Here is a 22285-nt window from a genome sequence, read left to right as displayed (position 1 = left end):
CGCCCGCACCCCCCGACGTCCCCCGACCGGGTGAGGCCGCCGTGCGGCACCGGCCCGGCAGACGAGAATCGGCACCCGTGCTGACCTGGGACGACGTCGCCCGTGCGTGCCTGGCGCTGCCCGGCACCACGGAGGCGGTGTCGGCCTCGGGGCGCCGCCGGTGGCTGGTGCGTGGGAAGACGTTCGTGCGGGAGCGCCCCCTGCACCGCACGGACCTCGCCGAGCTCGGCGACAGCGCGCCCACCGGCCCGGTGCTGGTGGCCTACGTCCCCGACGAAGGCGCCAAGGCGGCGCTGCTGGCCGACGAACCGGAGGTCTGGTTCACCACGTCACACTTCGACGGGTGGCCGGCTCTCCTGTGCCGGCTCGACGCGCTCGACGAGCAGGGGCTGACCGAGCTGGTGGCCGAGGCGTGGGCCAGCCGCGCGCCGCGCCACCTCGTCGCCGCGCACCTGCCCGGGTGAGGCCGCGCACCGCCCCCTCCCGCAGGCGCCGGCCCTGACCTACGGTCGCGGGCATGGCGAGCTGGGACGACGTGGCCCGGACCTGCCTGGCCCTGCCGGGCACGGCGGAGGGCGTCTCGCGCGGGTGGCGGCAGTGGACCGTGCGCGGCAAGGCCTTCGTCTGGGAGCGGCCGCTCGGGAAGAAGGACCTCGCCGAGCTCGGCGACGCCGCCCCGACGGGGCCGGTCGTCGCCGCGCGCGTCCCGGACGAGGGCGCGAAGGCGGCGCTGATCGCCGACGGGCCCGACGTGTACTTCACGACGACGCACTTCGACGGGTACGCGACGGTGCTCTGCCGCCTCGACCGGCTCGACCGGACCTCGCTGACCGAACTGGTGGCCGAGGCGTGGGCCTGCCGGGCACCCCGCCGCCTGCTGACCGAGCACCCGCTCCCGTCGTCCTGACCGCGGTCAGCCGGCCGTGGGCACGATCCGGTCGACGACGTCGACCGGCATCAGCCCGGCCTTGCCGAACCGGCGGGCCGCCTCGAGGAACTGCGGCGCGCTGCCGGCGAGCTCGGCGAGCATCTCGCGTGCGGCGTCCTCCCGGCCGGCGAGCGCCGCGACCACCGCCCGCCACAGCAGCTGGTCGGGTTCGGTGACCGCGTCCATCGGCCGCAGCAGCTCGAGCTCGCGGTCCGCGGTCACCGGGTCGCCGTCGATGGCGAGCTGGAACGCCTGGACGACGTCCAGGTACCGGGCGCGGGTCACCAGCAGCTCGGCCAGGGCGTCGATGGGCTCGGGCGAGTCGTCGACCCGCAAATCCACCACCATGTCGTGCCAGGGGCGGCCGGTCGTGGTCGCGCGGATGACCATGATCGCGGCCGACCGCCGCCCCCGGAAGTCGCCGCCGGCCTCCTCCCCCGCCTGCAGGCCGGTGAGCAGCCGCTGGGCGAGGGGCCCGCCGGAGGACTCGAAGCGCTCCACCATCGCCGGCCACACCCGCTCCGACGCGGCCATGTTGGCCAGCGCCAAGCAGGTGTCACCGACGAGGTGCCCGGCCGCCTCGACGCACTGGGCGCCGGTGTAGGCGGCCAGATCACCGTTGACGCCCAGGATCGCCAGCTGCCGGCGCTCGGGATGCGGGTCGACGCTGCTCAGCGCGGTGAGCACCTCGTGGGCGGTGAAGCCGCCCTGGAGCAGCTCCAGGCCGACCGCGCCGTACATCGGCTCGGCCATCGACTGGGTGGCGATCACCCCGTGGCCGGGCAGGGCGAACGGCACGCTGCTGCCCACGGCGAAGGCCTGCGACTGGGTGGCGACGCCCATCTCCCCGGTGGCGGGATCACGGGCCACGATCGAGTAGGTCACCGGGACGGACTGCCCCCGGATGCCGGTCGGACAAACACCGAACCCCTGGTGCCGTCGCCGCGGAGGCGGTAGGGAGAGCGCATGCGCTCCTCCCTCGCTGCGCTCCTGCCGCTCCTCGCCCTCCCGGTCCTGGTCGCCTGCGGTGGGGAGGACGGGGACGACGGCGCGTCCGCGACGACCAGCTCGTCCTCGCCCACGACGGAGAAGGAGGACTCGGCCTCGCCGTCGCCGACGCCGACGCCGAGCGAGTCGCCGAGCGAGTCGCCGGACGCGGCCGGCACCGGCCAGGTGCCCCGGCCCGCACCGGGGACGTGCGAGCAGGTGCCGGAGTCACCGGACGGGGTCTACGACCTGGGCGAGCTCGGCGAGGTGACCCTGCGGACGGACGGCTCGGCGCTCACCTTCGACGTCCGCTCGGGCGGCGGCTGGGCGACGTCGGTCAACAGCACGCCCGGCCGGGCCGAGGTGGAGTTCTCCCGGGGCGACGAGGTGGTCGACTTCGGGGCGGACCTCGCCGGCGACCAGCTGGTCATCGAGGTGTGCGACGGGGACGCGGACTGACTAGCCGGCTCGGACGCCGTCCATCGCCTCGGCCAGCAGCGTCACCGAGCGCAGCCGGGCCTCGACCGACGAGGACTGGTGGGCGACGATCAGCTCGTCGGCGTCGGCCAGCTTCCGGAACCCCTCGACGGCGTCGGCCAGCTGGCCGGGGGCGCCGACGGCGGTGTGCGTCAGCATCGTGTCGACGTGCAGCCCGGCGCCCTGGGCGAGCAGCTGGTCGGCCTGCTCGTCGGTGAGCGACTGGCCGCGGCCGAACAGGCCGATGGCCAGGTTCCGCCGGACCGCGTGGAGCTGCTCGCGGGCCGCGTCCTCGGTGTCGGCGCCGATGACGTTCATCCCGGCGATGACGTAGGGGCGGTCCAGCTGCGCGGAGGGCTTGAAGTCGCGGCGGTAGGCCTCGACGGCGGGCTGCAGCATCTGCGGCGCGAAGTGCGAGGCGAACGCGTAGGGCAGGCCGAGCGCGGCGGCCAGGGTGGCGCCGAACATCGACGAACCCAGGATGTACAGCGGGACGCGCGAGCCCTTGCCGGGGATGGCGTCGACACCGGGCACCCGCGTCTCGCCGGCCAGGTAGGCCTGCAGCTCCAGGACGTCCTGGGGGAACCTCTCGGCGGACTCGGGCGTGCGGCGCAGGGCGTACATCGTGTTCTGGTCGCTGCCGGGAGCCCGGCCGAGCCCGAGGTCGACCCTGCCCGGGTACATCGCCTCGAGCGTGCCGAACTGCTCGGCGATGGTCAGCGGCGAGTGGTTGGGCAGCATCACGCCACCGGCGCCGAGCCGGATCGTGCTGGTGTGCGCGCCGACGTGCGCGATCAGCACGCTCGTGGCCGACGACGCGATTCGCGCCATGTTGTGGTGCTCGGCGTACCAGACCCGCTCGTAGCCGTGCTCCTCCGCCCGCTGGGCGAGGGCGACGCTCGCCGCGATGCTGCTGGCCGCGGTCTCGCCGCGGGCGATCGGAGCCAGGTCGAGGATGGACAGCGGGATGCGCATGGAGTGCCTTTCACGTCGGTTGCCATGCGCAACCCACGCCTCGCCCGAAGGCTTCCCGGGATCGCCGGCGAGCGGGTGCCGGTCCACGGTGCCGACGTCCGCGGGATCGTCGGTTCTTCGTCATCCGGCCGTCACGTGGAGCCGCCAGACTTCTGCCCATGACGGCCAGCCTCTTCGTGACCGGAACGCCCGTGGTGTGGAGCGGCCGCGAGCCGCGGAGCGGGATCGAGGGCCCGCACGACGACGTCGCCCATGCCGTGGCCAAGCCCGTCGTGGACGGGCTGGACTCCTCGGTGTGCGGGGTCCTGGTCACCGCCACCGCGGGCCGCGACTGGCCCACCGGGCCGGAGGCGCCCCGGTGTCCGGAGTGCGCCCGGGTCGCCGGCTGATCACACGGGGTTCGAGTCACACGGGGTTCGAGCGCGAGCCGTTGACCGCGGTGTGCAGCCGGCGGGCGAGCCCCTCCAGCGGACCCGTGGCCCCGTCCGGCTCGCCGGCAGTCGGTGGCAGGAGCACCCAGAGCAGCAGGTAGACGACGATGCCGCTGCCGCCCAGGAGCGTGAGGGCGACGAAGCCCACGCGCCAGAGGACGGCGTCGACCCCGCTGTACTCGGCGAGGCCACCGCAGACGCCGCCGGCCATCCGGTCGGTGGCGCTGCGCCGCGCCTGGCGGGGCGGACGGGGGCGGCGGGCGGGGTGGGGCCGGTCGTGTCGGTCATGGGCACGAGCCTGCCGGGCGGCGGACCCGCCGCGCATCGGGTGATCCCCTGATCCGACCCTGGCCCCGGACCGAGGGTGCTCCCTGGCCGGAACGACGACGCCCGGTACCGGACGGACGTACCGTCGAGGACGTGAGCGTCCTCCCGGCACCGACAGTCCGCCTCGGCGACAGCTTCGCCCGCACGCTGCCGGAGCTCGCCCTCCCCTGGCAGGCCGAGGCGGCACCCGAGCCGCGGCTGCTGGCCCTCAACGAGCCGCTGGCCGCCGGGCTGGGCCTGGACGCGGCCGCGCTGCGGACTCCCGAGGGTCTGCAACTGCTCGTGGGCACCGGCGTGCCCGACGGCGCCAACCCCGTCGCGCAGGCCTACGCCGGGCACCAGTTCGGCGGCTTCACCCCCCGGCTCGGCGACGGGCGGGCGCTGCTGCTCGGCGAGCTGACCGGCCCCGACGGCGCCCTGCGCGACCTGCACCTCAAGGGCTCGGGCCGCACGCCGTTCGCCCGCGGCGGCGACGGCCTGGCCGCCGTGGGCCCGATGCTGCGCGAGTACCTCGTCGCCGAGGCCATGCACGCCCTCGGCATCCCGACCACGCGCTCGCTGGCCGTCGTCGCCACCGGTCGCGCGGTCCGCCGCGAGACCCTGCTCCCGGGCGCCGTGCTGGCGCGGGTGGCGAGCAGCCACCTGCGGGTCGGCACCTTCCAGTACGCGCGCACGTCGGGGGACGACGCCCTGCTCCGGCGGCTCGCGGACTACGCGATCGAGCGGCACGGGGTGCCGGTGGCCGATGCGGAGAACCGCTACCTGGCGCTGTTCGAGTCGGTGCTCGCGGCCCAGGCGTCGCTGGTGGCCCGGTGGATGCTCGTCGGGTTCGTGCACGGGGTGATGAACACCGACAACATGACGATCTCCGGCGAGACCATCGACTACGGCCCCTGCGCGTTCATGGAGGCCTTCGACCCCGACACCGTCTACAGCTCGATCGACGAGGGCGGGCGGTACCGCTACCGCAACCAGCCGCTGGCGGCCGAGTGGAACCTCGCCCGGCTGGCCGAGGCCCTGCTGCCGCTGTTCGCCGAGGACACGCAGGAGGCGATCGCCCTCGCGGAGGGCGCGCTGAGCCGGTTCCGTCCGCTGTACGACGCCGCCTGGTCCGACGGCATGCGGGCCAAGCTGGGACTGCCCAGCGACGTCGACGAGGCGGTCGTGGCCGGGCTCGTGGAGGACCTGCTCGCGCTGCTGCAGGCCGACCACGTCGACCACACGTCCTTCTACCGGCGGCTCGCCGAGGCCGCCCGCGGCGCCGCCGAGCCGGCGCGGCTGCTCTTCCTCGACCTGGTCGGGTTCGACGCCTGGTTGGCGCGCTGGCGTGCGCTGGGCCCCGACGGTGCGGCGATGGACCGGGTGAACCCGCTCTACATCCCGCGCAACCACCTGGTCGAGGAGGCGCTGGACGCCGCGACGGCCGGCGACCTCGGTCCGTTCGAGGCGCTCGCGGCGGTGCTGGCCGCCCCGTTCGACGAGCGGCCGGGGCTGGAGCGCTACGCCGCTCCCGCTCCCCAGGACTTCGGTGCCACCTTCCGCACCTTCTGCGGCACCTGACCCCAGGGTTCCCACGGACGGGTGGACATCTGTCGTCCGAACAGGTGGCGCGTGCACACTTGCTGGTCGGGAACGAAGGCGTGCCGGTCTACCCCGAGGGCGGGGACCGGCGCAGGTGCTGCGCTGCGGCACGCGGCGAGCACCGGAGGAGGACGTCGATGGCAGGCGCGGCGATCCTCGACGACCCGCGCCGCGCCCCCGCGCCAGGTGCCGACCCGGCCCCGACCGAGAAGCACCACTTCCGCGCGGACATCCAGGGTCTGCGCGCCGTGGCCGTCGGACTGGTCGTCGCCGCGCACGTCACGGGCCGGCCCGCGGGCGGGTTCATCGGCGTCGACGTCTTCTTCGTGATCTCCGGCTTCCTGATCACCGGCCTGCTGGTGCGGGAACGGGACCGCGCCGGGCGGATCTCCTTCCGCGGCTTCTACGCCCGGCGGGCGCGCAGGCTGCTCCCGGCCGCGTTCGCCACGCTGGCGGCGACCATCGCGGCGGCCCACTACGTCTTCCTGAGCGGGCGCTTCCAGGAGACGGTCACCGACGTCGTCTGGGCGGCCCTCTTCAGCGCGAACATCAACTTCGCGCTCCAGGGAACCGACTACTTCGAGCTGACCGCGGCGCCGTCGATGGTCCAGCACTTCTGGTCGCTCGCCGTCGAGGAGCAGTTCTACCTCGTCTGGCCGGTGCTGATCCTGCTCGCCTTCGCCGTCCCCCTGGCCAGCGGCCGCCGGCACGCGAAGCCGCCGAGAGGCAGCGCGCGCACCACCGTCCTGTGGCTGGTGCTCGGTGCGGTGACCGCGGCCTCGTTCGCCTGGTCCCTGCACGCGACGAGCACGTCGCCCGCCACGGCGTACTTCTCGACGTTCACCCGCGCCTGGGAACTGGGCGTGGGCGCGCTCGTCGCGGTGTCCGCGACCCAGCTGCAGCGGGTTCCCGCGGCGTGGCGTGCCGCGCTGGCCTGGGCGGGGCTCGCTGCCGTCCTCGCGGCGGCCTTCGTCATCGACGAGCGGACGCCGTTCCCGGGCAGCGCCGCCGCGCTGCCCGTGCTGGGCACGGCGCTCGTGCTCGCCTGGGGAGCGACGCCGGGCGGCCCGGGCGGCCGCTGGATGCTGGGCAGCGCCCCGGCCGGTTTCCTCGGCGCGATCTCCTACTCGCTGTACCTGTGGCACTGGCCGGTGCTGATCGTCGCCGGTGTGCTCCTGACCGGCGGCTCACCAGCCTTCTACCTCGCGGCGCTGGGCGGCTCGCTGGTGCTGGCCACGGTCTCCTACTACTGCATCGAGCAACCGGTCCTGCACAGCTCCTGGCTGCTCCCCCGTGGGTCGGCCCGCACGGAGCGGGCCGGGGCGGTCTTCCGGCGGGCCCGGTGGGTCGCCGCGGCGGCGGTGGTCGTCGCGGCGGCGAGCGTCGTCGCCGTGGTCGCCGTGCCGCGGGCCGACACCGGGGAGGAGCAGGTGGCCGCCGCGCGGGCCGCGGCCGAGGCCAACGCCGCCGACGAGAGCCAGCCGGCGTTGACCCCGCTGCAGGAGGAGATCCAGGCGGCGACGCTCGCCACGGAGTGGCCCGAAGATCTCGACCCGGGCTTCGACGAGCTGCCCGGCTACCTCACGAAGATGTGGGCCGAGGGGTGCCTGCACATCGGCCCGGACAACGTCGACGAGTGCCGCTACGGCGACGCGGACGCGCCGCGGACGGTCGCCGTCCTGGGTGACTCGTTCGCCGCGTCCTGGGTGCCCGCGCTGCGCGAGTCGCTCGTCCCGCAGGGGTGGGCCGTGCAGAGCCTGACGTTCGGCCTGTGCCCCAACATCACCGCGACCGTCTTCCTGGAGGGGCAGCCCTTCACCGGTTGCTCGGAGCATCGCGAGTGGGCGATCGAGCACATCCTCGAGCAGCGGCCGGACATGGTGGTGCTCAGCCACACGTGGCGGGCGGGGCTCGAGCGGGGGGCGGATCTGCCCGCGGCCTTCCGGCAGGGACTGGCGGCGGTCGTGCAGCGGCTGAAGGCGTCGGGCGCGGAGATCGTCCTGCTCGGCGCCCCGCCCGGCTCGGTGAGCCTGCTGGACTGCGCGACCAGCCTGAACGGGCCGCACGACTGCCTGGGCGGGCCGTCGGAAACCTTCGCGCAGCAGGTGGCGAGCGAGCAGGAGGTCGCCGCCGAGACCGGCGTGCGGGCAGTGGACCCCGGCGCCTGGTTCTGCATCAACGGGCTGTGCCCGACGATCGTCGGCTCGACGCCGGTCTACCCGGACGGCGGGCACATGACCGCCGAGTACTCGCGGCGCATCGCCGACGAGGTCGGCGCGGCCGTCCTCGGTCGGTGATCGGGGTTCAGGGACGCCGCGGAGTGGGCAGGCTCGCGCGGTGGAGCCACGCGGAGTCCTGATCGTCGGTACCGGCAACGCGGGCGTCTCGCTCGCGGCGAGACTGCTCCGCGACGGGGCGCCGGACGTCGCGGTCGTGGGGCCGCAGCCGGTGCACCGGTACAAGCCGCTGCTCAACTACGTCGCCGGCGGCGAGGCGCGCATGGCGGACCTCGAACGCCCGATGCGCGACGTCGTCCCGGACGGGTGCGAGTGGATCCGCGACAGCGTCGAGGCCGTCGACCCGGCGGCGATGACGGTCACGATGCGGTCGGGCCGCACCCTGGCCTGCTCGACACTGGTCCTCTGCCCGGGGCTGGTCGAGGACTGGGCGGCCACCCCCGGGCTCCAGGAGGCCTACGCCGACGGGTGGGTCGCCTCGTCGTACGTGCCGGGCAGCACGCCGACGGTGTGGCCCCGGCTGTCGGCGCTGCGCGCTGGCCGGGTGGTGTTCACCGTGCCGCCCGAACCCGCCTCGTGCGCGCCGACCGCGCTCAAGCCGCTGCTCATGGCCTGCGACCACTGGCGGCGGACCGGCGTCCTGGCCGACCTGGAGGTGCGGCTCGTCCTGCCGGGCCCCACGGCCACCGGCCTGCCTCGCGCCGACGAGGTGCTCGAGCGCGCGTTCGACTCCTACGGCATCGAGGTGCTGCGCGACTCCCGCATCGAGCGGGTGGATCCCGACGCGCACGCCCTCACCATCTCCTCCCCTGCCGGGCGGCGGGTGCTGGACGACGTCGCGTTCGCCCATGCCGTTCCGCACTACCGGGCACCCCGCTGGATCGCCGACGCGGGTCTGGCCACCGATGCGCGGTCCGGGCTGGTCGACGTCGACCCGCGGACCCTCCGCTCGCCGCGGTACGGGTCGATCTGGGCGCTCGGTGACGCCGCGGCCGTGCAGACCCGCCCGTCGGGTGGTGCGCTGCGCAGGCAGGTCGCCGTCCTCGCGGCCAACCTCGCGGCCGCCGGCCGCGGGAAGCCGTTGCGGGAGTACGACGGCTACACGGTCATGCCGATCACGGTGAGCCGCCGGACGCTGCTGCTGAACGAGGTGGACCGCGGCGGGCGGCCGAGCCCGTCGGTGCCCCTCCTGGACCCGTTCGAGCCGCGGCGCTGGCAGTGGTGGTTCGACCGGTACGTGCTGCCGCGGATCTACTGGCGGCGCATCCTCCGCGGCCGGGTCTGATCCGGGCGGCATACTCCGCTGGTGCCCGTCGTCCCCACCCCCGCCGCGAGCCGCCGGGCGTTCCTGGGGCTGGTCGCCGCGGGCGCGCTCGCGGCATGCGCGCGGACGGAGACGCCAGCGGCGCGCAGCACCACCTCACCACCGCGCAGCGCCACCGCTTCGCCGCCGCCGACCGGCACCGCCACGGCTGCACCGAGCACCCCGGCGGTGGCCGCGACGATGACCCGCGAGGACGTCGTCGCCCGGTACGCGGGGGCGGTGCCGACGGCGTTCGGCCTGGACGTGCCCGGCGTGGTGAACCGGCTCCCCACCCGGGACCGCGTCATCGCTCTGACCTTCGACGCGTGCGGCGGGGCGCGCGGCAGCGGCTACGACGCTGCGCTCGTCGACACGCTGCGGACGACGGGTACGCCGGCCACGCTGTTCCTGAACCAGCGCTGGGTGCTGGCCCACCCTGACCTGGTCGCGGAGCTGGCCGCCGATCCGCTGTTCGAGCTGGCGAACCACGGCACCGCCCACCTGCCGCTGTCGGTGACGGGCGCGGCGGCCTACGGCATCCCGGGGACCACCGGGCCGGGCGAGGTCTTCGACGAGGTGGCCGGGAACCGCGAGACGCTGACCGCCGCCACCGGTGCGGCGCCGCGGTTCTTCAGGTCGGGGACGGCGCACTACGACGACGTGGCGGTCCGGATCGCCGGCGACCTCGGGGCGACCGTGGTCAACTTCGACGTCAACGGGGACGCCGGGGCGACCGCAGGGGCACGCCAGGTGGCGACGGCGCTGCGATCGGCGACGGCCGGGTCGATCGTGATCGCGCACATGAACCAGCCCTCCGGCGGCACGGCGGAGGGCGTGGCGGAGGCGCTCCCCCGGTTGACCGCCGACGGGTTCAGGTTCGTGCGCCTGTCGGAGTACCTGTAGCCCGCCGGCGGTCAGCCGTCAGCTTCGCGGCGTGCTCACGGGACCACGGCCCTGACGATGTCGGCGATCCGCTGCTCGGTGGTCTCGTCGACTGTCTCGAAGTACCAGGCGGCCGGCATCAGGTTGCCGTCGACGCCGCCGGCGGGGCGGAAGTCGGCCTTCTCGGTGATCGCGAGGTTGAGCCGCTCGTCGCTGCGCAGCGTGACCAGCGCCGGAGTGCCCGCCGAGAGCGCGTAGGCCGGCATGCCGTACCAGATGCGCGGCTTGAGGGCGGGAGCGGCGGTCGTGATGACCTCGTGCACGCGCTGCACGATCGAGCGTCGCGGCTCGTCCAGCTGCGCGATCTTGTCGAGCACCTGGGCGAGGTTCTTCTCGTCCTTCGACGACATGTGCTGTCCTCTCGTCGGCCGATGCCGGGCATCGTCACGTAGAAGTAGGCGCATCGGTGCGCCGCACCCCAACCGGACGTGCCCCGAGCTGGTCGGGCCTCTCCGAGAAGATTCAGGTGATCGTCACCTGGAAGTGCTGTCGGTGGCGCGAACCACCGACGCCGAGGATAGCCGGAAAGGCCATGGATGACGGGCTACACGTTGAAGCGGAACTCCACGACGTCGCCGTCGGCCATCACGTAGTCCTTGCCCTCCATGCGGACCCAGCCCTTGGACTTGGCCTCGGCCATGGACCCGGCCTCGACGAGCTGGTCGAAGGAGACGATCTCGGCCTTGATGAAGCCCCGCTGGAAGTCGGTGTGGATGACGCCGGCGGCCTGCGGCGCGGTGGCGCCGACCGGGATGGTCCAGGCCCGCGCCTCCTTGGGGCCGGCGGTCAGGTAGGTCTGCAGGCCCAGGGTGCGGAAGCCGACCTTGGCCAGCTGGTCCAGGCCCGGCTCGTTCTGGCCGATCGACTCGAGCAGCTCCGCGGCTTCCTCGGCGGGCAGTTCGATGAGCTCGGACTCGGTCTGCGCGTCGAGGAAGATCGCCTCGGCCGGAGCCACGAGGGCGCGCAACTCGTCGAGCAGTTCGGTGTTGGCCAGCTCGTCGCTATCGACGTTGAAGACGTACAGGAACGGCTTCGTGGTGAGCAGCGTCAGCTCGCGCAGCGGCTCCGGGTCGACGCCGGCCGCGAAGAGCGTGCGGCCCTCGTCGAGCACCTTCTGCGCCTCCTGCGCGGCGGCCAGCAGAGCGGCGCGCTCCTTGTCCTTCTTGGCTTCCTTCTCCAGCCGGGGGACCGCCTTCTCCAGCGTCTGCAGGTCGGCCAGCACGAGCTCGGTGTTGATCGTCTCGATGTCGTCGGCCGGACTCACCTTGCCGTCGACGTGCACGACGTCGGGGTCGGTGAAGACGCGGATCACCTGGCAGATGGCGTCGCTCTCGCGGATGTTGGCGAGGAACTTGTTGCCCAGGCCCGCGCCCTCGCTGGCGCCGCGGACGATGCCGGCGATGTCCACGAACGAGACCGTCGCCGGGATGATCTTCTGCGAGCCGAAGATCTCCGCCAGCTTCTCCAGCCGCGGGTCGGGCACGCCCACCACACCGACGTTCGGCTCGATCGTCGCGAACGGGTAGTTCGCCGCGAGCACGTCGTTCTTGGTCAGGGCGTTGAAGAGGGTCGACTTGCCGACGTTGGGCAGGCCGACGATCCCGATGGTGAGGCTCACGGCAGATCAGGTTACGTGCCGCAACCGGACGCCCTTGCCGATCGAACGCATGCCGCCGCACGGCGACGCCTCGGAGGCGTGGCCGTGCGGCGGCTGGGGAGCTGTCAGGCGGGGAGGAGGAACGGTTCGAGGACGACGATCTCGGTGCCGTCGGGGCGGTAGGTACGCCATCGGCCGTCGGGTTGTCGTTCGATGCGGAACCCGTGGTGGACCTTGGTGTGGTGCCGTTCGCACAACAGCCCTGACTTCTCCAGTGAGGTGTCTCCGCCGTCGGCCCAGTGCACGAGGTGGTGGATGTCGCACCACCAGGAGGGGGCGTCGCAGCCGGCGAAGACGCAGTGCTGGTCGCGGATCTCCACGGCTCGGCGCAGGTGCGGCGGGAAGAGCCGCTTGCTGCGGCCGACGTCCAGCGGCTGGCCCTCGGGGCCGATGACGATGCGGGTGACGTTGCCGTCACAGGCCAGCCAGCGGGCGCGGGCGGCGGAGATGACGCCGCCGAACCCGGTGCGTCCGGCGCCGGCCCCGGGGTGGGGGTCGATCAGGTCGTCGAGGTCGATGGTGACCACGACGTGCGGCTTGTGCCCGCGCAGCACCGGCAAGTTCCCCGAGGCGAGGGCGTTGTCGCAGAGCTGGACCAACGCGTCGCCGGCCTGCTGGGCGCGGGTCCGCAGGTCCCCGGCGGGGCGGGAGGCCTGCAGGATCGATTCGATCGCGGCCTGGAACTTCTCCCCGCCGATGGCGTCGAGCCGGCCGTGGAAGGAAAGCGTCCCGTCGGTGTGCTTGCTGAAGAAGATGGAGCGCTGGCCGGTGGGGTCCGGTTCGGTGCCATCGGGGTCCAGCCGGTCCAGGTAGTGCCCGACGGCTTGCCGCAGGTCGGCGTGCGGCCGGGTGGCGGCGATCTCGGTGAGCAGGGCGTCGATCTCGGGCAGATCCACCCCCTGCGCCTGCGCGCGCGCCAAGTTCACCTCCGACGCGAACGGGGCGATCACCGCCACCGCCTCCGGCGGCACCACGCCCGCCGCGGCCGCCGCCGCCAAGACGGGCAGCTGCTGCAGGGCCCGGCCGGTGCGCACCAGCTGCGAGGCGACGGCCTGCGGCAGCCGGTGATGCCCGCGCAGCCAGGAGGCCATCGACGCCTTCCCGTCGTGCTCCGGGGCCTGGGTCAGCTCGCACTCCCGCACCGTGCGGGCCAGATCAGCGACCAGCGTGTTCCGGGCCCGCGCCAGCACCCCGGCCCGCTCCAGCATCGCCGGGCCGAACGAGGACGTCAGGTCCTGACCGGACAGCGCCCGCAGCGCGCCGGTCAGGCACTCCAGCGGCGTCTCACACCCGGTCGAACACATGTACGAATACTACCGCAGCGAGCACGCCTCGACCATCCGAATCCCCAGGTCAGAAGCTTGTCCACAGATGCCGGCAAGCCTTGACGGCGCCGTCGATCAGCGTCCCGGGGAGGGCAGCAGCCCGCGCTCGACGGCCACCAGGACCGCCCGCGTCCGGTCGTCCACGCCGAGCTTCGCGAACACCCGCAGCAGGTGGGTCTTCACGGTCGCCTCGCCGATGAACAGCTCCCGGCCGATCTCCGCATTGGTCAGCCCGCGGGCCACCCCGGCCAGCACCTCGAGCTCGCGGGCCGTCGGTGCGTCGACCGCCGGCGCGCGCATCCGCGACACCAGCCGGGCCGCCACCGGCGGCGCCAGCACGGTCTCCCCCCGCGCCGCCGCACGGACGGCCTCGGCCAGCTGGGGCAGCGGCGTGTCCTTGAGCAGGTAGCCGGTCGCGCCGGCCTCCACCGCCCGCACGATGTCGACGTCGGTGTCGTAGGTGGTCAGCACCAGCACGCGCACCCCGGGATGGGCCGCGGCCAGTCGCTCGGTCGCCGTCACGCCGTCCATCCGTGGCATGCGCAGATCCATGAGGACGACGTCCGGCGTCACCGACGCGACCAGCGCCAGCGCCTCCTGCCCGTCGCCCGCCTCGCCCACCACCTCGATGTCTGGCTGGGCCGCCAGCCACGCGACGACGCCCCCGCGCACCACCGGGTGGTCGTCGACCACCAGCACCCGGACGGTGCTCATCGCGCCGGCACGCGGACTGTCACCCGCGTCCCCTCCCCCGGCGCCGAGCTGACGTCGACGGCACCGCCGACCTCCTCCGCGCGGTCCCGCAGCCCGGCCAGGCCCACCCCGGCCGACGTAGTCGGGTCGAAGCCCACGCCGTCGTCCTCGACGTGCACCGACACGTGCTCGTCCTCGCCTGCGCCCACCCGGCTCACCCGGAGCACCACGGCCGACGCGGCGGCGTGCCGGCGCACGTTGGCCAGCGCCTCCTGCGCGCCCCGCAGCAGCACGATCTCCTCAGCCCGGCTCAGCGCGGGTTCGGCACCACCCAGTGCCCCCGTGTCCACCCGCGTGACGATGCCGGTCTCCCGGCCGAACCGCTCGGCCAGCCGCTCCAGCGCCTCGACCAGGGTCGCCGAGTCCAGCGCCACCGGCGCGAAGGCGGCGACCATCGCCCGCGCCTCCGCGAGGTTCTCCCGGGCGACGTCCTCGATCACCGCCAACCTCTCGGCGGTGACGTCGGGATCGCCCGGCAGCGCGGCCGCGGCGGTCTGCGCCAGGACGACGATGCTCGTGTAGCCCTGCGCGAGGGTGTCGTGCACCTCGCGGGCCAGGCGCTCCCGCTCGGCGACGATGCCCTGCTCGTGGTGCAGCGCGGCCAACTCCGCCCGGGTCGACTCCAGCTCGCGGATGAGGGCCGCCCGCTCGGCGCTCTCGTCCAGCACCCGGAAGACCCACCACCCCATCGCCAGGCTGAAGACCAGCCCGACCAGCGTCTGCCCCGGGCCCCAGAGCGGCTCGTCTCCCTGGGCATAGGCGACTGTCGGCCCGGCTGCGGCCGCCATTGCCAGTGCCAGCGTCCACAGCGCCCCCGTCCGCACCGAGCGGACGAAGAACCACACCTGCGGATAGGCCAGGAACATGAGGAACAGCAGCGAGGGCTGCTGCCAGGCGATCACCCCGACGACAACGACGAGCACCGCCAGGTAGCCGGACGCGGTGTCCGAGCGCCAGTCGGTGAGCCCCAGCGGGCCGATGGCCACGTAGGCCAGGACCCACACCGCGAGCGCCGTCAGCAGGAGAGGCCGGGACCCGTCGAGGTCGCCCAGCACGACGATCGCCGTCGCCACGCCGAGCATGACGGCGAAGGCCGCGTGGAGGGCCAGGACGGAGGTCCGCCGGGCGCCGTCGGACAGCGGCGCGCCGCCGTCCCCCGCGGGGAGGGAGACGACGGCGGAGCGGTCCGCGGAGCCGGACGACGTCATCCCTCGCCCCGGCGCCAGCGGAACGTGCGTACGCAGACCATGACGCCGATGATCACCCATGCGATGAGCACGAGGGCAGTGGTTCCGTGCTCCCACGAGCCGGCGATCTCGCCCGCGGCGGCCCGGTCGGGCAGGAAGACCGAGCGCATCCCCTGGGTCAGCCACTTCAGCGGGAAGATCGCGGCCACCTGCTGCATCCAGGCCGGCAGCTCGCTGAAGACGAAGAAGACGCCGGAGAAGAACTGCAGGACGACTGAGAACCCGGTGATGCCGGCGGACGCCGCGCGGGCGCTGCCCACGAACGGCGAGATCGCGATCCCGAGCACGGTGCCGGACAGGATGCCGAGGACGGCGACCCAGCCGAAGGTGGCCCAGCGCTCGGCGTCGGCCGGCATCGGGACGTCGTAGGCCACCGCGGCCACGGTCAGCAGGAGCGCGAGCTGCGCCGTCGTCGTCACCACCACCTGACCGGCCTTGCCGATGACGTAGGCCGCCGGCGGGGTGCCCAGCACCTGCAGCCGCCCGAGATCGCCCCGCTCCCGCTCCTCGGCGATCGCGATCCCGACCGCCTGGAAGCTGGTCAGCATGATCCCGGTGGCCGCGATGCCGGCCAGGAAGTAGTCCTCGAACCGGACGTCGGGCCCGGTCGTCTGACCGCCGAACACCGAGCCGAAGATCAGCAGCATGATCACCGGATAGGAGAAGGAGAAGACCACCTGCCCGGGGTCGCGCAGGAAGAGCCGCAGCTCCAGCCCGATCCGGGCCAGCCCGATGGGCAGGGCACCGGGCGGCAGGGGCCGGCGCGTGGTCGTGGTGGTCATCGGAGCGCTCCCTGGATCTCGGTGTCCACATCCGCGGACGGGGCGGCCCCGACCAGCTGGAGGTAGACGTCCTCCAGGCTCGGCCGGGTGACGGTCAGGTCGGGCAGGTCGACCCGCGGGCCGCCGGCGAGCAGGTCACGCAGCACGGCCACGGGCTCGGTGGTGACGACCGAGCGGAAGCCACCGTCCTCGCGCCAGCGGACGGTGGAGCGGCGGCGCAGCTCCCCGCCCATCTCCTCCGGCGGCGCGACGTCGACGAGCCGGCCGCGGTCGATGACGCCGACCCGGTCGGCCAGGTACGCCGCCTCGTCCAGGTAGTGGGTGGTCAGCACGATCGTGGTGCCGCCCGCCCGCAGCCGCTCGAGCACCGTCCAGAACTGGCGGCGGGCCACCGGGTCGAGGCCGGTCGTCGGCTCGTCCAGGAAGAGCAGCTCGGGCCGGCCCTGCATGCTCAGCGCCACCTCGAGCCGGCGGCGCTGGCCACCCGAGAGCTTCGCGGTGCGGACGCCGGCGGACCCGGTCAGGCCGACCGCGGCGATCAGCTCGTCGGGGTCCTCGGCCAGGGCGTGGTAGACGGCGTAGTGCTCGATCGTCTCCCGGACCGTCAGCGCGTCCCCGGTCCCGGTCGCCTGCCCGACCACGCCGATCCGGGCCCGCCAGCCGCGGTTACCGGTGGCCGGGTCCTCGCCCAGCACCCGGACCTCCCCGCCGTCGCGCCGGCGCAGGCCCTCGAGGATCTCCACCGTCGTCGTCTTGCCGGCGCCGTTGGGGCCGAGCAGCGCGAACACCTCGCCGCGGCGGACGTCCAGGTCGAGCCCGTCCACCACGGCGCGGCCGCCGTACCGCTTCACCAGGCCGCGCACCCGCACGGCCGGTTCGATGTCGCGCGCCGCGGTGCTCTCGGGCGCGGCCTGTGTCGTCGTCATGCGACGAGCCTGGAGCCGCGCCGCCCGCCCCGGGACCGCCGGAACGCTGGTCCGCCGTCCACCGTTCGGTGGATCCTCCCGACCCGACGGCGACGTCCGAAAGCCGCCAGTCCACTCGCTGCGCGAGTGCCATGCTGGTCGGCATGACCGAGGTGCTGGACCACGAGCGGTGCTACCGCGCGGTCGCCGGCCGGGACGCCCGGTTCGACGGCTGGTTCTACACCGGCGTCCACACGACCGGCATCTACTGCCGCCCCTCGTGCCCCGCCCGCACACCGAAGCCGGCCAACGTCTCCTTCTTCAGCACCGCGGCGGGCGCGCAGGCCGCCGGCTTCCGCGCCTGCCGCCGGTGCCGGCCCGACGCCGTCCCCGGCTCCCCCGCGTGGGACGTGCGCGCCGACGTCGTCGCCCGCGCGATGCGACTGATCGCCGACGGCGAGGTCGACCGCTCCGGCGTCCCGGGAGTCGCGCGGCGGCTGGGGTACTCCGAGCGCCAGCTGCACCGGCTGCTCGTGGGCGAGCTCGGCGTCGGCGTCCTCGCCGTGGCCCGGGCGCAGCGGGCCCAGACCGCCCGGCTGCTCGTGGAGACCACGGACCTGCCCATGGCCGACGTCGCCTTCGCGGCCGGGTTCGCCAGCGTCCGGCAGTTCAACGACACGATCCGCGAGGTCTTCGCGACGACACCCACCGACCTCCGCCGAGCCCCCGGCAGGGCGACCGGTGCCACGCCCGGTGAGCTGACGGTGCGCCTGGCCGCCCGCGCGCCCTACTCCGCCGCCGAGGTGCTGCTCTTCCTGGGCGCGCACGCCGTCCCCGGGCTCGAGGAGTGGGACGGGACGACGTTCTCCCGCGTGCTGGACCTCCCGCACGGGCCGGGCATCGTGTCCCTCTCCCCCGCTGCCGACGGCGACGCCGCGGTGACCGCGCACCTGCGGCTGAGCCGCCTCGGTGACCTGGGCGCCGCGGTCAGCAGGTGCCGCCGCCTGCTCGACCTGGACGCCGACCCGGTCGCCGTCGACACCGTCCTGGGCGCCGACCCGGCGCTCGCCGCCCTCGTCGCCGGGGCACCGGGCCGCCGGGTCCCCGGCTCACCCGACAAACCCGAGCTCGCGGTGCGCGCCGTCCTCGGCCAGCAGGTCTCCGTCGCCCGCGCGCGGACGATCACCGGCCAGCTGGTCCGGGCAGCCGGCACGCCGCTGGACAGCCCGGTGGGCACGCTGACCCACGCCTTCCCGCGCCCGGAGGCACTGGCCGCCGCCGACCTGACGTCGGTCGGCCTCACCGGCGCGCGCCGGGCCACGGTGCACGCGCTCGCGGCCGCGCTGGCCGCGGGCGACCTCGTGCTGGACCCGGGCACGGACCGGGAGGAGGCCGAGCGCGCTCTGCTCGCCGTGCGCGGCATCGGCCCCTGGACGGCGGCGCTGGTCGCGCTGCGCGGACTGTCCGACCCCGACGTGTGGCTGCCCGGCGACCTGGCGTTGCGGCGCTCCCTGCAGTCGATCGGCAGCGACGACGTCGACGCCGCGACCCGCTGGCGCCCGTGGCGTTCGTACGCGGTGATGCACCTGTGGGCGCTCGCCGCGCCCGGCCTGTTCACCCGTCCGCCGGCCCCGACGTCCTCCCCGAGCACGGCCCGCACCGAACGGAGCGCCTGATGACCCCGCCTCCCGCCCGCTACGCCACCGCGGCCACCCCTCCCGGACCGTTCACCGTCGTGGTCACGACCGGGCCGGACGGTGGTGACGTCGTCCTCGCCAGCGGCTGGACCGACGACGTCGGCGCGCTGCTGCCGGTGGTGCACAGGTCGCTGCGCCCCAACTGGGTGGAGCACGTCGACCGGCTCCCGGTCCTGGACGCCGTCGACGCCTTCTTCGCCGGGGACGTGACCGCGATCGACGACGTGCCGGTGCGCCAGCGCTCCGGCCCGTTCCTCGAGGATGCCTGGGAGGTGCTGCGGACCGTCCCCGCGGGAGAACCGGACACCTACGCGGCGTTCGCCGCCCGCTGCGGCCGGCCGGCCGCCGTCCGGGCGGCCGCCAACGCCTGCGCCCGGAACGCCGCCGCGCTGTTCGTGCCGTGCCACCGGGTGCTGGGCTCCGGCGGCGGGCTCGGCGGCTTCCGCTGGGGGACGGCGGTGAAGGCGCAGCTCCTCGAGCACGAGGCGCGGCACGCCCCTGTCGCCGCGGCGTAGCCGGGAACTGTCGGACCCCTCGGGCAGCCTCCCGGGCATGGACGCCGCTTCCCTGCTGCTCGGGCTCCTCCTCGGGGCGCTGCTCGCCACCGCCGCCACCCTCGGCGCCGTCGCCGTGCGCACCCGCCGCGCTCCCGGCGACGCCGGGCTCGAGCCGGTGCACGAGTCCCTCGACCACCTCCACCGGCTGCTGGCCGGGATGGAACGAGCCCGCGCCACCGCTCACGGCGAGCTGCGCGAGCAGGTCGGCACGGTGAACCAGACCTCGGCCCAGCTGCGGCAGGAGACGGCCGCCCTGGTCACGGCGCTGCGGACCCCGCACGTGCGCGGCCGGTGGGGCGAGGTGCAGCTGCGCCGGGTGGTCGAGCTGGCCGGCCTGCTCGAGCACTGCGACTTCGTCGAGCAGCCGTCGGGCACCAGCGACGAAGGCGCGGGGGTGCGGCCGGACCTCGTCGTCACGCTGGCCGACGGCCGGCAGGTGGTCGTCGACGCCAAGGTGCCGTTCACCGGCTACATCGAAGCGGTGCAGGCCACCGACCAGGCGGTGCGGGACCAGCGGGTGGCCGCGCACGCCCGCCAGCTGCGCACCCACGTCGACGCGCTGGCGGCGCGCCGCTACCCGACCGCGTTCCGGCCCGCGGCGCCGTTCACCGTCCTGTTCGTCCCCTCCGACGGCTTCCTCATCACCGCGCTGGAGGCCGAGCCCGGGCTGCTCGAGTACGGCTTCTCCCGCGACGTCGTGCTCGCGACCCCCAGCACGCTGCTGGCCCTGCTGCGCACCGTGGCGTACTCGTGGCGGCAGGAACGGCTGGCCCGGGACGCCGACCAGGTGCTCGAGGTGGGCCGGCGGCTGCACGCGCGCCTCACCACGCTGTCCGGTCACCTCACCCGGCTCGGCTCGGCCCTCGGCACGACCATGGCCAGGTTCAACGACACGGTGGGCTCCTACGAGCGGTCGGTCCTGACCGCCGCCCGCCGCTTCGACGACCTCGGCGTCGCCGAGCAGCCCGTCCCCGCGCCGGAACCGCTGGAGGCGACGGTGCGCACCCTGCGGCCCAGCGAGTCAGCACCCGACACCGACGGCGTGCTGCTCGACGGGGAGGACCGGTTCGACCCGCGCCGGTACGAGCCGGGCGGACGCAGCGGCACCGACGGGTGATCCGCGGCGGGCGCCTGCCCACCGCGCCCCGCCCGCCCCAGCACTCACCCTGCGTCACCGAACCGATGCACCGGGATGCGCGACGCGACCACATCCTCCCGCTCTGCGGCGTGTGCGCTCGCTACCGTGGGCACCCAGGAACGGCCGTCCGGCCCGACCGCGGTGGAACGGAGGAGTGCCATGACCTCGGCGAGCACGGCCGATGCATGGCGGCAGGGCGGGGCGTACCCCGACCGGTCGTTCCCCGGTACCCGCATGCCCCGCGAGGAGCGGGCCGTCGGCCACGACCGCGGGCGGCCCGTCCGTCCCGCCGTTCCCCCGCGGAGGTCGTCCGACCGGATCCGCCCGGACGACCTCCGCCGTCAGGCACCGCCGCGGCGGGAGCCGGCGCGGCCGCTGCGCGCCGGTGAGCGACTGCCGTCCGACCCGCGCGCTGCCGGATCCCGTCCGCCGGTGCCCCGGCCGGCCGCCGCACGAGCCGAGGCACGGGGCGCGACGGCGCGCGGACGCTACGAGGCCGCGCCCGAGGCGGGCAGTGGGCTGCGCGGCGCGGTCGCCGTCCTCGGCGTCTTCCTCGTCACGCTGGCCGGAGCCGGCATCGACTCGTTCGTGGGGCTCGGCCTGGGCGTCATCACGCTCGGCACCCTCGTGGGGTCGGCCACCGTCGCGACGCTCGCCGTCCGGCACCGGGACCTGCTCTCGGTCGTCGTCGCACCGCCGCTGGTCTTCATCGCCGTCGCGGCCCTCAACATCGGCCTGGCCCCGTCGGCCTCGTTCAACGCGCCGACCGTCGCCACGCTGCTCATCCGCGGCTTCCCGACGATGGCCATCGCCACCGGCGTCACCGTCGTCCTCGCGCTGGGCCGGCTGCTCGCCCGCCGCTGAGGTCCGCACGCTCACCGCACGCCAGTCTCGGCGCCGGCACGACGTCCTCCCTCACCGCGCAGCGTCCTCCCTCAGCGCCCACCACGAGGGAGGAAGCGCTGGGATCAGGTCACCTGATCCCAGCCCGGGACGTCAGTCGGTGGGGGCGGTGCGCTTGGGGCGCAGCTCGTGGGGCAGCGCGAACACCACGCGCTCCTCGGCGGCCTTGACGGTCTCCACGTCGGGGAAGCCGCGGGCGGCCAGCCAGTCGAGCACCTCGCTGACCAGGATCTCCGGCACCGAGGCGCCGCTGGTCACGCCCACGGTGCTCACACCGTCGAGCCACGCCTCGTCGATCTCGGCGGCGTAGTCGATCAGGTACGAGGCACGAGCGCCGGCCTCCAGGGCGACCTCCACCAGGCGGACCGAGTTCGAGGAGTTGGTCGACCCGACCACCAGCACGAGGTCGCAGTCGGCGGCCATCTGCTTCACGGCCTGCTGGCGGTTCTGCGTGGCGTAGCAGATGTCGTCGCTCGGCGGGGACTGCAGCCCGGGGAAGCGGGTCTTGAGCTGGTCGACCGTCGCGAGGGTCTCGTCCACCGACAGCGTCGTCTGGGACAGCCAGACGACCTTCTCCGGGTCGCGCACCTGCACGTTCGCGACGTCCTCGGCGCCGTCGACGAGCTGGATGTGGGCCGGTGCCTCACCGGCGGTGCCCTCGACCTCCTCGTGACCGCGGTGGCCGATCAGCAGGATGTCGTAGTCATCCCGGGCGAAGCGCTTGGCCTCCTGGTGGACCTTGGTCACCAGCGGGCAGGTCGCGTCGATCGTCTTCAGCTGCCGGTCGGCCGCCTCCTGGTGGACCGCCGGGGAGACCCCGTGCGCGCTGAAGACGACGACCGAGCCCTCGGGCACCTCGGTCGTCTCCTCGACGAAGATCGCCCCGCGCCGCTCCAGGGTGGCGACGACGTGCTTGTTGTGGACGATCTGCTTGCGGACGTACACCGGGGCGCCGTGGATCTCCAGGGCGCGCTCGACGGCGACGACGGCCCGGTCCACACCGGCGCAGTAACCCCGGGGGTCGGCGAGCAGGACACGTCCACGCTGAGCTGCCATGGGCCCAGGGTACGTGGGCGGCGCGACGCGGCGGGCGCGCCGAACGTGTCCAGGAACACCCATCGAGCGGGTGCATC

23 protein-coding genes are annotated in these 22285 nt (G+C 74.5%); 12 read left to right on the top strand and 11 right to left on the bottom strand.

The features are described from left to right. Positions 1-77: 77 nt before the first annotated feature. Together A6V29_RS13360 and A6V29_RS13355 are read left to right on the top strand one after the other, a co-directional pair. Positions 78-464, top strand: coding sequence for an MmcQ/YjbR family DNA-binding protein (locus A6V29_RS13360; protein WP_137160761.1), 387 nt, complete (start codon positions 78-80; stop codon positions 462-464). Between the two features lie 53 nt (positions 465-517). After that, complete coding sequence (locus A6V29_RS13355; RefSeq protein ID WP_137160760.1) at positions 518-907, top strand: MmcQ/YjbR family DNA-binding protein; 390 nt, start codon at positions 518-520, stop codon at positions 905-907. A gap of 6 nt (positions 908-913) precedes the next feature. Here A6V29_RS13355 and A6V29_RS13350 read toward each other — a convergent pair whose 3' ends face one another. Beyond that, positions 914-1813 carry a DUF1028 domain-containing protein gene (locus A6V29_RS13350; protein ID WP_137160759.1) on the bottom strand — a complete coding sequence of 300 codons (900 nt, stop codon included), beginning with the start codon at positions 1811-1813 and terminating at the stop codon, positions 914-916. A gap of 81 nt (positions 1814-1894) precedes the next feature. Here A6V29_RS13350 and A6V29_RS13345 point away from each other — a divergent pair, with 81 nt between their 5' ends. Then, the gene (locus A6V29_RS13345) at positions 1895-2374 is read left to right on the top strand and encodes a hypothetical protein (RefSeq protein WP_137160758.1); all 480 of its coding nucleotides are present in this window, start codon (positions 1895-1897) and stop codon (positions 2372-2374) included. On the opposite strand, the gene A6V29_RS13340 is transcribed toward A6V29_RS13345, so the two are convergent. After that, entirely contained in the window at positions 2375-3367 is a 993-nt protein-coding gene (locus A6V29_RS13340) for an LLM class flavin-dependent oxidoreductase (RefSeq protein ID WP_137160757.1), read from the bottom strand. It lies immediately after the preceding gene. Between the two features lie 158 nt (positions 3368-3525). On the opposite strand from A6V29_RS13340, the gene A6V29_RS13335 reads away from it, so the two are divergent. Beyond that, positions 3526-3756 carry a hypothetical protein gene (locus A6V29_RS13335; RefSeq protein ID WP_137160756.1) on the top strand — a complete coding sequence of 77 codons (231 nt, stop codon included), beginning with the start codon at positions 3526-3528 and terminating at the stop codon, positions 3754-3756. Positions 3757-3772: 16 nt separating this feature from the next. On the opposite strand, the gene A6V29_RS13330 is transcribed toward A6V29_RS13335, so the two are convergent. Further along, positions 3773-4123: a PspC domain-containing protein gene (locus A6V29_RS13330; protein ID WP_137160755.1), complete on the bottom strand. Its 351-nt coding sequence runs from the start codon at positions 4121-4123 to the stop codon at positions 3773-3775. Positions 4124-4218: 95 nt separating this feature from the next. Here A6V29_RS13330 and A6V29_RS13325 point away from each other — a divergent pair, with 95 nt between their 5' ends. From A6V29_RS13325 to A6V29_RS13310, 4 genes are all read left to right on the top strand, one after another. Next, positions 4219-5685, top strand: a complete 1467-nt coding sequence (locus tag A6V29_RS13325) for a protein adenylyltransferase SelO (protein WP_137160754.1) — start codon at positions 4219-4221, stop codon at positions 5683-5685. A 158-nt stretch (positions 5686-5843) separates the two neighbouring features. Further along, positions 5844-8003: an acyltransferase family protein gene (locus A6V29_RS13320; protein WP_137160753.1), complete on the top strand. Its 2160-nt coding sequence runs from the start codon at positions 5844-5846 to the stop codon at positions 8001-8003. 40 nt (positions 8004-8043) lie between these two features. Then, entirely contained in the window at positions 8044-9228 is a 1185-nt protein-coding gene (locus A6V29_RS13315; protein WP_137160752.1) for an NAD(P)/FAD-dependent oxidoreductase, read from the top strand. A gap of 21 nt (positions 9229-9249) precedes the next feature. Further along, the gene (locus A6V29_RS13310) at positions 9250-10149 is read left to right on the top strand and encodes a polysaccharide deacetylase family protein (RefSeq protein ID WP_137160751.1); all 900 of its coding nucleotides are present in this window, start codon (positions 9250-9252) and stop codon (positions 10147-10149) included. Positions 10150-10184: 35 nt separating this feature from the next. On the opposite strand, the gene A6V29_RS13305 is transcribed toward A6V29_RS13310, so the two are convergent. The 7 genes from A6V29_RS13305 to A6V29_RS13275 form a co-directional block, all read right to left on the bottom strand. After that, complete coding sequence (locus tag A6V29_RS13305; RefSeq protein WP_137160750.1) at positions 10185-10538, bottom strand: DUF1801 domain-containing protein; 354 nt, start codon at positions 10536-10538, stop codon at positions 10185-10187. 194 nt (positions 10539-10732) lie between these two features. Then, positions 10733-11806: a redox-regulated ATPase YchF gene (gene ychF / locus A6V29_RS13300; RefSeq protein ID WP_137160749.1), complete on the bottom strand. Its 1074-nt coding sequence runs from the start codon at positions 11804-11806 to the stop codon at positions 10733-10735. Between the two features lie 104 nt (positions 11807-11910). Next, positions 11911-13149, bottom strand: coding sequence for an HNH endonuclease signature motif containing protein (locus A6V29_RS13295; RefSeq protein ID WP_170977860.1), 1239 nt, complete (start codon positions 13147-13149; stop codon positions 11911-11913). Positions 13150-13245: 96 nt separating this feature from the next. Further along, a complete protein-coding gene (locus A6V29_RS13290; protein ID WP_137160748.1) occupies positions 13246-13884 on the bottom strand; it encodes a response regulator in 639 nt (212 codons plus the stop codon). Continuing rightward, positions 13881-15131 (bottom strand): sensor histidine kinase, encoded by a 1251-nt coding sequence (locus A6V29_RS13285; protein ID WP_137160747.1) that lies wholly within the window; start codon positions 15129-15131, stop codon positions 13881-13883. Before A6V29_RS13285 ends, A6V29_RS13290 begins: the two co-directional genes overlap by 4 nt. Then, positions 15128-15952 (bottom strand): ABC transporter permease, encoded by an 825-nt coding sequence (locus A6V29_RS13280; RefSeq protein ID WP_137160746.1) that lies wholly within the window; start codon positions 15950-15952, stop codon positions 15128-15130. The genes A6V29_RS13285 and A6V29_RS13280 overlap by 4 nt, the downstream gene beginning before the upstream one ends. Continuing rightward, positions 15949-16878: an ABC transporter ATP-binding protein gene (locus A6V29_RS13275; protein WP_137160745.1), complete on the bottom strand. Its 930-nt coding sequence runs from the start codon at positions 16876-16878 to the stop codon at positions 15949-15951. Before A6V29_RS13275 ends, A6V29_RS13280 begins: the two co-directional genes overlap by 4 nt. 143 nt (positions 16879-17021) lie before the next feature. Here A6V29_RS13275 and A6V29_RS13270 point away from each other — a divergent pair, with 143 nt between their 5' ends. The 4 genes from A6V29_RS13270 to A6V29_RS13255 all read left to right on the top strand — a co-directional run bounded on the left by A6V29_RS13270 (position 17022) and on the right by A6V29_RS13255 (position 21113). After that, a complete protein-coding gene (locus A6V29_RS13270) occupies positions 17022-18533 on the top strand; it encodes an AlkA N-terminal domain-containing protein (RefSeq protein ID WP_137160744.1) in 1512 nt (503 codons plus the stop codon). Continuing rightward, complete coding sequence (locus A6V29_RS13265) at positions 18533-19069, top strand: methylated-DNA--[protein]-cysteine S-methyltransferase (RefSeq protein ID WP_137160743.1); 537 nt, start codon at positions 18533-18535, stop codon at positions 19067-19069. The genes A6V29_RS13270 and A6V29_RS13265 overlap by 1 nt, the downstream gene beginning before the upstream one ends. Positions 19070-19106: 37 nt before the next feature. Further along, positions 19107-20228 (top strand): DNA recombination protein RmuC, encoded by a 1122-nt coding sequence (locus A6V29_RS13260; RefSeq protein ID WP_137160742.1) that lies wholly within the window; start codon positions 19107-19109, stop codon positions 20226-20228. A 180-nt stretch (positions 20229-20408) separates the two neighbouring features. Next, on the top strand, positions 20409-21113 hold the full coding sequence (locus A6V29_RS13255; RefSeq protein WP_137160741.1) for a DUF6542 domain-containing protein: 705 nt from the start codon (positions 20409-20411) through the stop codon (positions 21111-21113). A 132-nt stretch (positions 21114-21245) separates the two neighbouring features. Here the strand turns inward: A6V29_RS13255 and A6V29_RS13250 are convergent, their stop codons facing one another. Further along, complete coding sequence (locus A6V29_RS13250) at positions 21246-22208, bottom strand: 4-hydroxy-3-methylbut-2-enyl diphosphate reductase (RefSeq protein WP_137160740.1); 963 nt, start codon at positions 22206-22208, stop codon at positions 21246-21248. Positions 22209-22285: the final 77 nt, after the last annotated feature.

The organism is Blastococcus sp. CCUG 61487 (genome assembly GCF_005222955.1).
GTDB lineage: Bacteria > Actinomycetota > Actinomycetes > Mycobacteriales > Geodermatophilaceae > Blastococcus.
This window is presented reverse-complemented; position numbering and strand designations above follow the sequence as displayed.

Coding starts and splice junctions, on each gene's coding strand:
- A6V29_RS13295 (WP_170977860.1), bottom strand. CDS start 13,149: ATGTGTTCGACCGGGTGTGAGACGCCGCTGGAGTGCCTGACCGGCGCG.
- A6V29_RS13285 (WP_137160747.1), bottom strand. CDS start 15,131: ATGACGTCGTCCGGCTCCGCGGACCGCTCCGCCGTCGTCTCCCTCCCC.
- A6V29_RS13305 (WP_137160750.1), bottom strand. CDS start 10,538: ATGTCGTCGAAGGACGAGAAGAACCTCGCCCAGGTGCTCGACAAGATC.
- A6V29_RS13290 (WP_137160748.1), bottom strand. CDS start 13,884: ATGAGCACCGTCCGGGTGCTGGTGGTCGACGACCACCCGGTGGTGCGC.
- A6V29_RS13345 (WP_137160758.1), top strand. CDS start 1,895: ATGCGCTCCTCCCTCGCTGCGCTCCTGCCGCTCCTCGCCCTCCCGGTC.
- A6V29_RS13355 (WP_137160760.1), top strand. CDS start 518: ATGGCGAGCTGGGACGACGTGGCCCGGACCTGCCTGGCCCTGCCGGGC.
- A6V29_RS13320 (WP_137160753.1), top strand. CDS start 5,844: ATGGCAGGCGCGGCGATCCTCGACGACCCGCGCCGCGCCCCCGCGCCA.
- A6V29_RS13250 (WP_137160740.1), bottom strand. CDS start 22,208: ATGGCAGCTCAGCGTGGACGTGTCCTGCTCGCCGACCCCCGGGGTTAC.
- A6V29_RS13275 (WP_137160745.1), bottom strand. CDS start 16,878: ATGACGACGACACAGGCCGCGCCCGAGAGCACCGCGGCGCGCGACATC.
- A6V29_RS13280 (WP_137160746.1), bottom strand. CDS start 15,952: ATGACCACCACGACCACGCGCCGGCCCCTGCCGCCCGGTGCCCTGCCC.
- A6V29_RS13330 (WP_137160755.1), bottom strand. CDS start 4,123: ATGCGCGGCGGGTCCGCCGCCCGGCAGGCTCGTGCCCATGACCGACAC.
- A6V29_RS13340 (WP_137160757.1), bottom strand. CDS start 3,367: ATGCGCATCCCGCTGTCCATCCTCGACCTGGCTCCGATCGCCCGCGGC.
- A6V29_RS13260 (WP_137160742.1), top strand. CDS start 19,107: ATGGACGCCGCTTCCCTGCTGCTCGGGCTCCTCCTCGGGGCGCTGCTC.
- A6V29_RS13255 (WP_137160741.1), top strand. CDS start 20,409: ATGACCTCGGCGAGCACGGCCGATGCATGGCGGCAGGGCGGGGCGTAC.
- A6V29_RS13270 (WP_137160744.1), top strand. CDS start 17,022: ATGACCGAGGTGCTGGACCACGAGCGGTGCTACCGCGCGGTCGCCGGC.
- A6V29_RS13335 (WP_137160756.1), top strand. CDS start 3,526: ATGACGGCCAGCCTCTTCGTGACCGGAACGCCCGTGGTGTGGAGCGGC.
- A6V29_RS13265 (WP_137160743.1), top strand. CDS start 18,533: ATGACCCCGCCTCCCGCCCGCTACGCCACCGCGGCCACCCCTCCCGGA.